A 13173-nucleotide genomic window follows, 5' to 3' on the forward strand; every position below is an offset into this window, starting at 1 on the left:
TGCCACCGGCGTGTCGGTCACTAATCCTGGGCAAGTTGTAGTGCAAGCTACTGCTTGGAGGAGGAAGATAATGGCAGACCCGAGGGTGAAGACCCATACAGCACATATGAGTTTCCGTGTTCCAGAGGCGGTCAAGTCTGCAGCACGGCAAGGCGCAGCCGATGCTGGGATGAGCCTCACAGACTGGATTACCCTGCTCATCGCGCAGGGGGCTGACCAAGTTGATCTGATTCCCAACCGACTCAAAAAGCAGGAGGAGCTCGACTTTCAACTAACAGCTTAGAAATACGAGTTCCTCCGGTCGGGCAAACCGGAGGAACTCGTGAAAATTAGATCGAGTCTGGGCTGCAACCCAGACTAGCTACCCCGAAGGGACAGTCTTGGCGGACTGGTCTCAGGGTAGCGCGCACCCTGATGCTGTTTCAACCGTAGCCACATATTTGCGTGGCGGCGTGTCGTCGACGGCGCGCTCGACCCTTGTGGTCGACGTCGACACCACCACTCCCCTACCCCGCCCTATGCCGGTGTCGGGGCCTCGCTCGGCTGCCCTCTACGCGCGTGCGTGCGGCACCCGCCTCTACCGCGGGTCCTCGCCGCTCCTCCGCCGCCGCGGGCAGATACGCACCGGGCCGTACCTGCTGCGCTCACTCGGCATCCACCGACCCTCGACGCTCGCACTCCCCCCAGACGCACACCAAGGCATCGCGTGCTGGACCACCGACATCGACTGGCTCATGAAAGCCGACATCGCCTACCAACTCCACTACCGGACCGTCCGTCCCCTGGTCTGCGACGTCCACGGCCGCGGCGGCGTCAGCCGCAAAGCCTTCCGCGCCGTCTGCGCAGCCCGCGCACACTTCGCCGACTGGACCAACGGACGAGGCAGCCGCCCAGCGGTCGCCACCCTCCAGGCCATCACCGGACTATCCAAAGCCGTCATCCAACGCGCTACCCGCCTCATGCGAGCCCTCGGCCTAGCCACCGAAATCATGCGCGGCCGCCAACGCACCTACCGCGAACGCATGGCCTCCTGGCGCGTCCGCGACAAAGGTCGCGGATGGGCGTCAGTGTGGGCGCTGCACCCGCCCCGTAATCCACAGGTCAACCAGCTCAAAGAACGCCTCGATCCCCGCCCGAACAAGTCGGTGACACCCCATCCCCGAAGGGGTCCCTTTAGGGCCCTATCTCACGAAAGATTTCACTCACTAGAGCACGACACAGGCTCCGCCTGTGAAGAAAAGCGCCGCGCTCCGCGCGACAGCACCGACGAAAGGGCTGGGTCGAAGCGGAAACATCGTGCAGTCGATCCACAAGCGGTCAAACTCGCCGCTCACTGGCTCTCAGACCCACAAACACCGCGCTGGGCACACCGACACTCGGCCAAAGGCTGGGCACCACTGCTGACCGCACCAGCAGCCCACAACTGGGTATCAGCCGACATCAACCAACTCATCCGCGACTACCGAGGCATCACCGGACACTGGATCGCCACCGACCCACACCACCCCATCAAACTCCTCGCCGGCATCCTCAAATGGCACGGTAAGGACAACCTCGACGACCGACCCGCAGCCGCCATCCTCGCCCAAGAGACTGAGGCCCAGGCTCGGCGCACATTGATCGCAGGATGCCGACGATGCAGCGAGTACGGCTGGATCATCGATGATTCTGGACTTGAAGCCGAGCCTGTCGTCCGATGCAGTCACTAACTTAGCTGTACTATCTTAGCTAGCTAACCTAGCTATTGTGCCCCGACTCACTCGGCTGCCTGGGAAAATGAATATAGCTAGCGTAGCTAGCACACCTATTATTGCATCTGTACCTAGGTACGCTAGAGTGTCTGCCATAGCCCGTCGAGCGAGCCTCGATTGAGTAGCGATTCAAACTAGAAGGAGGCATCGGTAATGCAGCCACGCAAGATTGCTTTTGCAAACCAAAAGGGAGGCGTCGGTAAAACCGCGACGACCTTAGGGCTTGCGTCCGCTGCTGCAGCCCAAGGTATTGACGTGCTGGTCGTGGATGCCGACCCCCAGGGAAACAGCACCAACGGACTGTCCGCGAGCCTCGAGGAGGGACAGTTGACGACTTTCGACCTCATGAACTCAACCCAAACGGGAAGAGCTGCCGAGGCTATCGTGGCAACCGAGTGGGATCACGTTGACCTGATCCCGACTGATTCCCAGCTCGCAAATATCGAGTCGGACGGGTCAAACGACCTGATTTTCCGCCTTGACATCGCGTTCGAAGGGGTGGACCTGAGCAGCTACGGACTCGTTCTATTTGACTGCCCACCCTCGCTGGGCAAGATTCTATTCTCAGTCCTCTGTGCTGCCGACGGCGTTGTCGCGGTGACAGAGCCGACCATCGACGCCGTCGACGGCGTTGTGAAGCTGTCAGAGACAATCGAGTTAGTTCGCCGACGGCCGAACCCGAGCCTCGCGTTCGACAAGATCGTCGTCAGCCGAAAGCGGGGGACAGGTGAGCACTCGTTCCGTGAGGGCGAGCTTCGCTCCGAGTTTGGCGATCTCGTCGCCAGGACGGTCATCCCGGACCTCGCCGCACGCCAGGACGCGCATAGCGCCCGAACGCCGATACACAAGCACAAAGGAGGGAAGTCGCTCCGCCTTCAAGTCGCGTACGACGATCTCCTCCAGGAACTTCGACAGGAGGTCTCAGCATGACCGTCGAACGCAAGCCTGCAATTTCGCGCATCACCAAGCATCCAGCAGAGGATCTTCCTGAACGCCCTGGCGCCGAACCCGCACGTAGCGCTCCTGGGCATCAAGAGCCGATGCGCCCGTACTCAACTGCCGAGGTCCCGTCGGACGGCGGGGGAGAGGTAGAGCGGTTCAGCGATCAGCTCAACACCAAGATGCGGCCGAGTACCAGGCGTGCTCTAGGGGAAGCCATCATCGTTCACGAGTACCGCAGCGGATCGAAAGCCAGCATCCAATCAGTGATCGATGCGGCGATCCTCGAATACATCGACAAACACGACCTCAAGCGTGGCTAGCTTCCCTAGCTACCCTTGGTATGTTCAGTCCACTTAGGTATAGAACTGCGCTAACGCGGCGCTCGCGTACCTGACTAATCGAATGGGTGTTCGATACAGTGTGTAGGTGAATGAGAAGCAAGGTGGTGGCCCGGTCCGTGGCATCTCGTCGCAGACCGGGCCACCGCTTCGTTTGCAGTGGGAGACCGGAAGCAGGGTCATCCATCTCTACGATCCGCCGGAGCCGGTATCGATCTCCATGCGCTCGATCGACCCTGTTATCGGACAGCCAGGCTACAGCTCCTCGCCCACGCATCCGAGTCTGCGCGTGCGTGCCGCCGGTATCCGCGTCGAACCGGCCGTGGACGGGTACTTACTTACGGCAGTGCGACCTTCAGACGGCCAGTGGAGGGCGATAGTGCACATCGAACTACGCAGCGCGAACGGCCGAACCGGGATACAAGTCCCGGTGTGGGTACAGCCAGAAGCTGTCCGCAGAAAGGAAGATCTGTGACCGAAGATGTAGAGACAGCAGGTGGGGGAGTGATCGACCGCAAGTCCAACCGCGGCCGCCGACGGCGCCCGGTGTCGAACTGCATCGCGATCGTGCGACCGCCCGGCGGCCCGACCGCGATTAGGGTGGTCGTCAGCGACGAGCTCGGCCAGGCGCAGTGGTTCCCGATCACGTCACAGTTCTCGACCACAGAGAACGAAGGGGGCTGATGCACGGTTAGGTGACACGGTTAGTCACGCGGCCTGAGGGGCCTCGTGGTTGATGATTGTCTCGAATTCGATGGGGGTCAATCTGCCGAGGCGGTCTTGTCGTCTGCGGCGGTGGTAGGTGCGTTCGATCCAGTGCACGATGGCGGCCCGGAGCTCGTCTCTGGTGGCCCAGGATCGGCGGTCGAGGACGTTGTTCTGTAGCAGTGAAAAGAAGCTCTCCATGGCCGCGTTGTCCCCGGCAGCGCCGACCCTTCCCATCGACCCGAGCATGCCGTGCCGGGTGATAGCCTTCTGCATCTTCTTCGAGCGAAATTGAGATCCTCTATCGCTGTGTAGGACGCAGCCTGTGACGTCGCCCCGCCTGGCGACGGCGCTGTTCAGTGCGGCCACGGCCAGGCAGGACTTCATCCTGGAGTCGATCGAATACCCGACGATGCGGCCCGAATAGACGTCCTTGATCGCGCACAGGTACAGCTTTCCCGCCGCCGTCCAGTGCTCGGTGATGTCGGTGAGCCACAGCTCGTTCGGGCCCACGGCGGCGAAGTCTCGCTCGACGAGATCGTCGTGCACGGGTGGGCCGGCCTTGCGATGCTTGCCGCGGCCCTTCTTGCTGATGGCACTGGTCCAGCCACCGGTTGAGCAGATTCGCCAGGCGGTGCGCCGGCACATCTTCTCGCCCGCGGTCTCAGCTTCATCGGCCAGGTAGCGGTAGCCGAATTCCGGATCCTCTCGGTGCGCGTCGAACAGGGCGTTGGCCCGGTACGCCTCGGCGAGTTCGGCATCGGTGACCGGGTTCTTGAGCCATCGGTAGTAGGGCTGACGAGCGATCTTGAGTACCCGGCACGCCACCGTGACGGGGATGCCGTCAGCGGCGAGCTCGCTCACGAGCGGGTACCACCTTTTCCCGGCAGATTCGCCTGGGACAGGTAGGCAGCAGCGCGGCGCAGGACCTCGTTCTCCTGCTCCAGCAGTCGCACACGCCGCTTGGCCTCCCGGAGCTCCTGGGATGCCGCGGCGGTCGTGCCGGGCTTGATCCCGGCCTCCACGTCGGCCTTGCGAATCCACTTCTGCAACGTCATGGGATGGATACCGAAGTCGGCGGCGATCTGCTCGAGCGTCACACCGTCTTCACGATTCTGAGCGACGCGAACAACGTCGTCGCGGAACTCCTGGGGATAGGGCTTGGGCACAACAACATCCTTCCAGGCCGCCCCGGCAGGGCAAGCCAGATCAGATGTCACCAACTCGTGCACCAGCCCCGATCGAACGAGTGTCCGCTAATCCTGACATTTGATGGACTAGTGCTCGCCGATCCGGTCCTCCTGGGAGTGGCGCCCAGTCCACGCTGAGCGCTAACTCGCTTGGTTGCTGTGCGACCTCTAGGGCGTGTCTCCTAAGTGTGGGGGTGCTTGGCGGGCATGCTGTTTCGGTGGCGATGACGTCTTCGAGGTATCAGGTCTTCACCGATGAGCAGTGGGCGCGGATCGAACCACTGTTGCCGTCGAATGTGGGTAGAGCAGCGCGGCCGTTTGGTGATCATCGGCGAGTGGTCGAGGGCATTGCCTATCGGTACCGGACGGGTATTCCGTGGCGGGACTTGCCTCGTGAGGTGTTCGGGCCGTGGCAGACGGTGTGGAAGCGGCATCGCCGCTACGCCCAGGACGGTACGTGGGACCGTGTGTTGGCACACGTGCTCGCCGAGGCTGATGCGGCTGGGCGGATCGACTGGAACCTGTCAGTGGATGCGACGATCGCGCGTGCGCATCAGCATGCGACAAACACCCCGCGCCCGGATCAGGACACAGGGGGCAGCATCGAATCACAAGAACCTCGCCCTTGACGGAGGTGAACCCGCAGGTCACGGGATCGGTAGGTCGCGGGGCGGGTTGACCACGAAAATTCATCGCGCCGTGGACGGCCGGGGACGACCGTTGGTGAACATCGTGACCGGTGGTCAACGTAACGACGGGGCGATGCTCGCCGAGGTCCTCGCCGATATCTACGTTCCGCGGATCGGTGCCGGTCGGCCGCGGACTCGCCCGGACGCGGTCCTGGCTGATAAGGCTTATGCGACTGGCGTCAACCGGACCATCCTGCGAGGCAAGCAGATCGCAGTGGTGATCCCGGAGAAGTCCACCCAGGTCAACTCTCGCAAGAAACGCGGCCGCAATGGTGGCCGTCCACCGTCGTTCGACGCCGAACGCTACAAGGACCGAAATGTTGTCGAGCGCTCCTTCGCCTGGTCCAAGCAATGGCGGGGACTGGCCACCCGCTACGACAAACTCGCGATCACCTACCGCGCCGGCGTCACTTTGAACGCCATCCTCAACTGGCTACAGCATTTGGGAGACACGCCCTAGCTGCGGGATGCGAACGGGTGACTGATCACCGACCGGAATCTTACGATTCGGGCACCGCTGCCGTGATGAAGTAGTCTGCTGCGGACATAATGTGTTGCCGCACAGTGTGCTCGACCCTGTCTGCATCCTTGGCGCGTAACGCATCGAGAATTGCGCGGTGGTCGTCCAGGCGCTTCATCATGGTGGTTTGGTCGTGCTGAACGATCTCGTTGACTGCTCGCCATCGTCGGGATGGTCCGAACGCGGTGACATTGGCGGCCAGCGCGGTGATGATTTCGTTGCCGCTTGCATCTTGCAGCTTCTGATCGAACTCACTTGCGAGCCGCAATACCTCCCGTGTTTCTCCTGCCGTTGCGGCCTTCTCCATTCGGTCGACAACCTGCTGAAGGTGGTCGACCTCCGAGTCTGAGATCTTCGTGGTTGCGAATCGGGCGGCGATCGCCCGCAGGCATGCTTCGGTGTATGCGAGTTCATGAAGGGTCTCGGTCGTCGGTTGTGAGACCCGCACGGTTCGCGGGCCTGTGCGCTCGATGAGGCGTTCCTGTTCAAGGCGCCGTATAGCTTCTCGTACGGGGGTTGGGCTCACGCCCAGGCTGCTGGCGAGCGCGCGCTCGGTGATGCGCTCGCCTGGCAGGAGGCGGCCGAGTTCGATGCTGTCGCGTAGAGCTTGGTACGTGCGTTCGGCCAGTGTTGATCCCGCCTGAACAGCAGCAAGTTTTCCGGCCACGTCATCCTTCCGATTGGCGAAGTCCCACTATAGCAAAACGAAAATCGAAAGTACGGCTCTGAGCTGCACAGATGAAACTATGGAAGCGTTTGCTATTGCATAATTGGCCGTGGGTGTGGTGTGCTATCTGTCACCACGGCGGTCAGTTACCTCGCCGTCTCACGTTTCACTGTTACGCGCCGTGTACCGGGTCTGACCCTGGTTCGGCGTACTTCCTGAGGAGGCGCGATGGCCGTAGCCGGCTTCGCCATGATCGGTATCTTCATGGCCCTGGTCATGGGTAAGAAAGTCGTACCGATGGTGGCCTTTATTGTTGTGCCACTTACCTTCGCGGTAGCCATGGGGGCTGGCCCGGATGTCGGTGGATACGTCATCGAGAGCCTCCAAGATCTTGCGCCGGTCGTAGCGCTATTGACTTTCGCGATCTTGTATTTCTCCACCATGATCGATGCGGGTCTGTTCAACCCGCTGATCCGAAAAGTGTTGTCCGTCACGGGAGAAGATCCCCTACGGATTCTCCTGGGTACTGCAGTTCTGGCGCTTGTCGTGTCGCTGGACGGCGAAGGCACTTCGACGATCCTGATCGTGGTGGGCGCGTTCCTGCCGTTATACAAGCGCCTGGGAATTCGCGTCGTTCACCTGGTATGCGTCCTCGCGCTGGCGATTATGTCGACGAACCTGACTCCATGGGGCGGCCCGGTCGCCAGAGTCGCCGTTGCACTCAAGCTTGACCCGCAAGAGCTCTTCATCACGATGATTCCGGCCATGCTGGTCATGGCCGCCTGCACTATTGCGGTCGCGTTCGTGCTCGGTATGCGCGAACGGCGACGGCTCGAATGGTCGGCGTCGGATCGCCGCCACATCGTGCCGGCCGGTGGGCCTGGCACCCCTGCTGCTGGTGACCTGCATGGCGAGGTGGACCCTGCGCGACTACTCGGCAACGAGCAGACCATTCGACCACGCCTGATCTGGTTCAACGCCGCACTGACCATCGCCCTACTGGTCGCGCTCGTGACCGAACTGGCCGCGGCGCCGGTCCTGTTCATGGCCGCCTTCGCGATCGCCATCCTGGTCAACTACCCGCGTCCGTCTCAGCAGAAGGAGCGTCTTGAGAAACACGCGCCGACTCTGTTGACCGTGGTCACCATGATCCTCGCAGCCGGCGTACTGACCGGCGTCCTCACCGGCACCGGCATGATCGACGCGATGGCAAACAGCCTGATCAACATCATTCCCTCGTCGCTCGATGGACACTTCGGCCCGGTGATGGCACTGCTTGCCCTCCCCGGACAGTTCTTCCTGAGCTCCGATGCCTACTACTTTGGAGTGGTGCCCATCCTCTCTGAGGTTGGGGTGCAGCACGGCCTCACCCCTCTCGAGTCTGCTTCCGCAGCACTTCTCGCCGGGCCTATCCACGCGTTGAGCCCGCTTGTTCCCGCACTTTTGCTAATCGCCGGACTCACCGGCCTCGACATCGGGGAGATCGTGCGAAAGAACCTGAAATGGGCCCTCGCGGTCTCAGTCGTCGCGGCCGGCGCCGTCTTCGCGTTCGGGATCGTCCCACTGTGACAGTCTAACCCGACTTTGCTATAGCAGAGTGTTGTACTGTTCATTCCGAGTCCCGGAGACATCTTCTTCGGGTAGCCGCTGCCGGCAACGTGGTAGTTGGCCCTTATTCGAGAGGCGTTCATTCTCGTGCACAACCTCCCTCTGACCGATCCCGTGAGTGTTCTCGTCCCTACCGGAATGCTCGGTGCGGGTTTCCCCGCTGACACGATTTCGCGGGGCATTACGCTCGGCGTTGATGTCATTGCCGTTGATGGCGGGTCCACCGACTCCGGGCCCTACTACCTCGGCGCGTCCAAGCCGAAGACGACTCGCGCAGCGGTTCTACGGGACCTGCGGGAGATCCTCACAGGCGCTGCACGAGCGGATATTGCCGTCATTGTCGGATCGTGTGGCACCTCGGGTACCGACAACGGAGTCGAATGGCTCTATGACATAACCCGGCAGGTCATTGAGGAGGAAGAGCTTACCGGGCGGCGTGTGGCGCGTATCTACAGCGAACAGGGTAAGGATCTGATCAAACAGCGGTTGCATGATGGTCAGATTCATCCGCTCGCGCCGGCCGCAGAGATCACAGAAGAGACCGTCGACGGGTGCGCCCACATCGTCGGGCTGATGGGTCACGAGCCCATCGCTGAAGCTCTCGACGGTGGTGCGAACATCGTGCTTGCCGGACGAGCCACTGATTGTGCGGTCATTGCTGCGGTACCGCTGATGCGCGGCAAACCGTTTGGGCCGACCTGGCATGCCAGCAAGATCGCCGAGTGCGGGAGCTTGTGCACAACGGGCAATGGAATCGGCGGAGTTGTTGTCCATATCGGTGAGGAAGGTTTCGTCGTTGAGCCGGTCGACACCGATCTTATGTGCACTCCCCAGACTGTCGCCGCCCATATGCTCTATGAGAACACCGACCCACACCGTCTTCGTGAGCCCGCCGGCACGCTCGACACTTCTCGAGCAGAGTACTCGGCGCTCGATGACCGTCGGGTTTTCGTGCAGGGTTCCCAGTTCGAATTTCAAAGTCCCACTGTCAAGCTCGAAGGGTCAGGCGTCGTGGGCGCGCAGACGCTCAGCATCGTCGGGTTACGAGATCCTGATCTGCTCGCCAGGATCGACGAGTGGATCGATTCGCTCGAGAAGTATCTCCACAGCCGCATACCCGAAGTCCTCGGTCTCGCGGAAGAGGAGTACGACATCCAGATGCGACCCTACGGCTGGAATGCAGTGCTGGGTAAGAGTGACCCCTCTGGCGATCCTCCCCGCGAAGTCGGCCTCGTCTTCTGCGCGACAGCCCAAGACCAAGAAACAGCTACTGCTGTAGCGAAACTCGCCAATCCCCGCCTGCTTCACCACCCCCTCCCTGGGGCTGACTCCCTACCGAGCTGGTCGTTCATGTCCTCACCCGCAGAACTTGAACGCGGTGCGCTCTACAGTTTCATGCTCAATCACGTTGTGGAGGTCAGCTCACCGACAGAGCTGTTCCCAATCAAGTACACCGAGGAATTATGATGCCCAACACACTTCCGTTGCGCCAGGTGGCGACCAAGATCCGATCCAAGAACGCAGGCCCGTTCTGGATCACCATCGACCTGTTCTTCTCGACCGACGAAGCGTACGCAACGACAGTCCGCAGCGGTGCAATCACGCGGCAACTGGTCGCAGATCTCTACGGCGTAGACCACTCGCACATCAAGCTCTTCGAACTGCCCGACATCAGGGCTATCAAAGTGTCATACCCGAGGGTCACATCCCAGGGCTCTATCCACGATAGAGACATTCACGCTGCGCAACAATACATTCCGCTCCTAGATATTGCCATCACCCAACCTGACCCAGAAGCACCTGACCTGTGATGGCCGCTTGACGCTGCCCTCCAAGTGCAAAGACCGCCACCGAGTTCTTCCCACATGGGCCGGTGCGAGATCTCCTCCTCGCGGACCCGAAGAAGTTGAACACAGCTGAACGTCGCGATCGTGAATCTATGCAGCGACGGCAAAGACACCCGCACCCGAGAAGCGGTGGAACGCACGCCTAGCCTCGATATTTCATGAGGTGCTGATCCCGGCCTGAAGGGTTCGGATTGGTTGGGCTGGCCCGGATTCTATGTTCGGGGTATGACGAGGTGACCGTTGTCGCTGGTGGTGGCCGGTTTTCACGGTTCCGGCGGGGTGTTCCTCAGGTCGGCTGGTCAGGACGTGGTTGCTGGGGGTCAGGCGGAGGATCGGTAGGTGTCGAGGCGGTGGAGTCCGGCGAGCAGGACGGGGGTCCACCGGCTGGCGCGGTCGTAGCGCAGGTGCTGGGTGCGGCGTGGCGGGCTGAGCGGGCGGCGATCGCCCAGAGTCGTAGCCGCAAGCGTTTGAGTTCCCAAGTGCGGGCGTCGCTGCTGGTCAGGGCGAGTATTTGGGTCCACGCGGTCAGGTCCGCGGCGAGCTGGATGAGGGCGAGCCAGATCTTGGAACTTGACCCCTGATCTTGGACACGCTGATTCCAGCACGGTGCTGAGGAAGCGAGAATCCAAGGGATGGCTAGGAAGAACTACACGGACGAGTTCCGTCAGCGGGCGGTGGACTTGTACGAGTCCACGCCGGGTGCGGCGCTCAAGGCGATCGCAGGTGACCTCGGGATCTCCCGGGGCGCGTTGAAGGAGTGGGTCGACAAGCTGGGCTCCGGGGCCACGACCGACGGTCCGACACCGCCGGTGGCCGGGGCGCGGCCGGAGTCGCAGGGCGCGCGGATCGTGCGGTTGGAGGCCGAGCTTGCAGCGTCGAAGGCCGAGCGGACCAAGCTTGAGACGGAGCGGGACATTCTCCGTCAGGCGGCGAAGTATTTCGCCGGGGAGACGAACTGGTGAACCGCTTCCAGTTCGTCGAGGACCACAAGGACGCCTACGGCGTGAAGCGGTTGTGTGAGGTCATCGAGATCGCGAGGTCCTCGTTCTACGCGTGGCTGGCCGCCGCGCCCGGGCGGGAGGCCAGAGCCGCAGCGGATCAGGCCCTGGCGGCGCGGATCCGCCGAGTGCAGGACCCTGAACAGGGCGGCGATCGCGCCTACGGAGCACCGCGTGTCACAGCCGACCTGAACGAGGGCGTTGCCGCGGCCGAACGGGTGAACCACAAGCGGGTCGCGCGGGTGATGGGTGAGCACCAGTTCGCGGGGATCCGGTTGCGTCGCCGTGTGAAGACGACGATCCCGGACCAGTCCGGGCACCGGTTCCCCGACCTCATCGAACGCGACTTCTCCGTCGGCGAGCCCGGCCGCCGCTACGTGGGCGACATCACCTACCTGCCGATCGCGGACGGCTCGAACCTCTACCTCGCCACCTGCATCGACCTGGGCTCACGCAAGCTTACCGGCTGGCAGATCGCCGCCCACATGCGCACCGAACTCGTCGAGGACACTCTCCGCGCCGCGGTGCGTGAGCGGGGTTCCCTGGCCGGCGCCGTGTTCCACTCGGACCACGGCAGCGTCTACACCTCGAAGGCCTACGTCAACCTCTGCAAGCGGTTGAAGGTCATCCAGTCCATGGGTGCGGTCGGGTCGAGTGCCGACAACTCACTCGCGGAGAGCTTCAACGCCGCGCTCAAACGCGAACTCCTCGAGGGCCGTCCGGCGTTCGGCGACCAGGCCACTACATACCGATCGGTGTTCCGGTGGGCGAACCGCTACAACACCCGAAGGCGCCACTCCGCGATCGGCAACATCAGCCCGAACGCCTACGAAGCCGCTCTCTCCGCTACGCTCGCGGAAGCGGCATAACCGAACCGACATTGTGTCCACGATCAAGGGTCAAGGCCCACCCGTAAGTGCGGGCTCATCCGTCGTGTTCTCCCCACGGCTGACCTGCATATCCGAGTCGGTGCGAAAGGTCCCTCGCGGCGCTCCGAACAGAGGGTCCAAGCGTGACGGCGACGTCGGGGGGAAGCCTATCGATTGGCGCACTTATAACTAGTGCCCCGATGCAGCTGCCAGCTGCGTTGAAGACGGGCGAGGCAATCGCTGCCCCTCCGACTACCCATTTTCCACCCCTTGAGTATGCGTATCCGAGACTGCGATCCCGATTAAGCTCGGATTGGTACTCCTCGAAGTCGGCGGTGGTCGATGAGACGGCTGATGGCAGGGCAGATGCGATCAACTGGGTAGCCTCGTCGCGGGGCAGAGCGGACAAGATTGCGCGCCCCGCCGCTCCGGTCATGATTGGGAACGGCTCGTTGATCTCGACGACGTATCGGAGTCGCTGTGTGCAGTCGACTCTGTCCTCGAATATCAAGTGGTCCGCATGGCGGACTGCGAGATAGCTGGTTTCGTCGAAGCGGTCGGTGAGCATCTCTAGCAGTGGTCGAGCGGCGCGCCCGAGTGAATCGCGCTCACGGACAGCAGCCGCGACGCTGAACATCTCGGGCCCAACGGTGTAGGTACCGCGCTCGCCGACTTCCTGGACCCATCCGAGCAGTTCGAGCTGATTGAAGATCCTGCTGATGGCGGAACGGTCGATCCCTGTGATGCGTGAAGCCTCTCGCGGGCCGATGCCTCCTTCGGTACGGCCGATGAGCGCCAGCAACGTCGTTATCCGGTGCGTACCGTTGTTCGGTACCGGGCGTTCGACTTCGGAGCCCAATCTCGGTGCCCTTCTTCAAATCAGTTGCATCCCGATTGCCGGCGGTCATGTCCCCGCTGTCAGGTTCGTTGGTCCAGGTTACCTTCCGGCCCGTTCTCGGGTTCGCGCTGGAACCTAGGCCGTGCCGCATGGCAGATCGTGCGGCAACTTAGTGGCAGGGCGTCTGTCGCTGCTAACATTCATTCCCGTC

General features: G+C 62.2%; 12 protein-coding genes and 2 pseudogenes. 10 read left to right on the forward strand and 4 right to left on the reverse strand.

Going from position 1 to position 13173, the window contains the following annotated elements; all coding sequences use genetic code 11:
- Window positions 1-70: 70 nt before the first annotated feature.
- The 5 genes from BKA16_RS23370 (at window position 71) to BKA16_RS23390 (ending at window position 3715) form a co-directional block, all read left to right on the forward strand.
- Window positions 71-283, forward strand: a complete 213-nt coding sequence (locus BKA16_RS23370) for a hypothetical protein (RefSeq protein ID WP_183373380.1) — start codon at window positions 71-73, stop codon at window positions 281-283.
- A 451-nt stretch (window positions 284-734) separates the two neighbouring features.
- Window positions 735-1709: a helix-turn-helix domain-containing protein gene (locus tag BKA16_RS23375; protein WP_183373381.1), complete on the forward strand. Its 975-nt coding sequence runs from the start codon at window positions 735-737 to the stop codon at window positions 1707-1709.
- 195 nt (window positions 1710-1904) lie between these two features.
- Window positions 1905-2681, forward strand: coding sequence for a ParA family protein (locus BKA16_RS23380; protein WP_183373382.1), 777 nt, complete (start codon window positions 1905-1907; stop codon window positions 2679-2681).
- A complete protein-coding gene (locus BKA16_RS23385; protein ID WP_183373383.1) occupies window positions 2678-3013 on the forward strand; it encodes a hypothetical protein in 336 nt (111 codons plus the stop codon). Before BKA16_RS23380 ends, BKA16_RS23385 begins: the two co-directional genes overlap by 4 nt.
- 489 nt (window positions 3014-3502) lie before the next feature.
- Window positions 3503-3715, forward strand: a complete 213-nt coding sequence (locus BKA16_RS23390) for a hypothetical protein (protein ID WP_183373384.1) — start codon at window positions 3503-3505, stop codon at window positions 3713-3715.
- 24 nt (window positions 3716-3739) lie between these two features.
- On the opposite strand, the gene BKA16_RS23395 is transcribed toward BKA16_RS23390, so the two are convergent.
- Window positions 3740-4905 (reverse strand): IS3 family transposase gene (locus tag BKA16_RS23395; protein WP_183369779.1). Its coding sequence is split into 2 segments (ribosomal slippage): window positions 3740-4618 and window positions 4621-4905, totalling 1164 coding nucleotides; the frame shifts between segments, so codons are not numbered across the junction.
- 245 nt (window positions 4906-5150) lie between these two features.
- Between BKA16_RS23395 and BKA16_RS23400 the strand changes: the two are divergent.
- Window positions 5151-6075 (forward strand): annotated as a pseudogene (locus tag BKA16_RS23400) (IS5 family transposase).
- Window positions 6076-6115: 40 nt separating this feature from the next.
- Here BKA16_RS23400 and BKA16_RS23405 read toward each other — a convergent pair.
- Window positions 6116-6802 (reverse strand): GntR family transcriptional regulator, encoded by a 687-nt coding sequence (locus BKA16_RS23405; RefSeq protein ID WP_183373385.1) that lies wholly within the window; start codon window positions 6800-6802, stop codon window positions 6116-6118.
- Window positions 6803-7030: 228 nt separating this feature from the next.
- Between BKA16_RS23405 and BKA16_RS23410 the strand changes: the two genes are divergently transcribed.
- The 3 genes from BKA16_RS23410 to BKA16_RS23420 all read left to right on the forward strand — a co-directional run bounded on the left by BKA16_RS23410 (window position 7031) and on the right by BKA16_RS23420 (window position 10221).
- The gene (locus BKA16_RS23410; RefSeq protein ID WP_183373386.1) at window positions 7031-8371 is read left to right on the forward strand and encodes a CitMHS family transporter; all 1341 of its coding nucleotides are present in this window, start codon (window positions 7031-7033) and stop codon (window positions 8369-8371) included.
- 153 nt (window positions 8372-8524) lie between these two features.
- Window positions 8525-9877, forward strand: coding sequence for an acyclic terpene utilization AtuA family protein (locus BKA16_RS23415; protein ID WP_221247668.1), 1353 nt, complete (start codon window positions 8525-8527; stop codon window positions 9875-9877).
- Window positions 9877-10221 carry a DUF4387 domain-containing protein gene (locus BKA16_RS23420; protein WP_183373387.1) on the forward strand — a complete coding sequence of 115 codons (345 nt, stop codon included), beginning with the start codon at window positions 9877-9879 and terminating at the stop codon, window positions 10219-10221. Before BKA16_RS23415 ends, BKA16_RS23420 begins: the two co-directional genes overlap by 1 nt.
- 356 nt (window positions 10222-10577) lie before the next feature.
- On the opposite strand, the pseudogene BKA16_RS24020 reads toward BKA16_RS23420, so the two are convergent.
- Window positions 10578-10831: pseudogene (locus BKA16_RS24020) on the reverse strand (IS1380 family transposase); the annotation flags it as partial.
- Between the two features lie 58 nt (window positions 10832-10889).
- Here BKA16_RS24020 and BKA16_RS23430 point away from each other — a divergent pair.
- Window positions 10890-12124, forward strand: a protein-coding gene (locus BKA16_RS23430) for an IS3 family transposase (RefSeq protein ID WP_183373388.1) whose coding sequence is annotated in 2 segments (ribosomal slippage) — window positions 10890-11199 and window positions 11199-12124 — 1236 coding nt in all. Because the reading frame shifts where the segments join, the coding sequence is not laid out codon by codon here.
- A gap of 55 nt (window positions 12125-12179) precedes the next feature.
- On the opposite strand, the gene BKA16_RS23435 is transcribed toward BKA16_RS23430, so the two are convergent.
- The gene (locus BKA16_RS23435) at window positions 12180-12983 is read right to left on the reverse strand and encodes an IclR family transcriptional regulator (protein WP_183373389.1); all 804 of its coding nucleotides are present in this window, start codon (window positions 12981-12983) and stop codon (window positions 12180-12182) included.
- Window positions 12984-13173: the final 190 nt, after the last annotated feature.

It is taken from the genome of Gordonia humi, from assembly GCF_014197435.1.
In the GTDB taxonomy this organism is placed as follows: Bacteria; Actinomycetota; Actinomycetes; order Mycobacteriales; family Mycobacteriaceae; genus Gordonia; species Gordonia humi.

What these genes read in the sequence shown, in the direction of transcription:
- BKA16_RS23385 (WP_183373383.1), top strand. Translation starts at nt 2,678, where the DNA reads ATGACCGTCGAACGCAAGCCTGCAATTTCGCGCATCACCAAGCATCCA.
- BKA16_RS23410 (WP_183373386.1), top strand. Translation starts at nt 7,031, where the DNA reads ATGGCCGTAGCCGGCTTCGCCATGATCGGTATCTTCATGGCCCTGGTC.
- BKA16_RS23380 (WP_183373382.1), top strand. Translation starts at nt 1,905, where the DNA reads ATGCAGCCACGCAAGATTGCTTTTGCAAACCAAAAGGGAGGCGTCGGT.
- BKA16_RS23375 (WP_183373381.1), top strand. Translation starts at nt 735, where the DNA reads ATGAAAGCCGACATCGCCTACCAACTCCACTACCGGACCGTCCGTCCC.
- BKA16_RS23420 (WP_183373387.1), top strand. Translation starts at nt 9,877, where the DNA reads ATGCCCAACACACTTCCGTTGCGCCAGGTGGCGACCAAGATCCGATCC.
- BKA16_RS23370 (WP_183373380.1), top strand. Translation starts at nt 71, where the DNA reads ATGGCAGACCCGAGGGTGAAGACCCATACAGCACATATGAGTTTCCGT.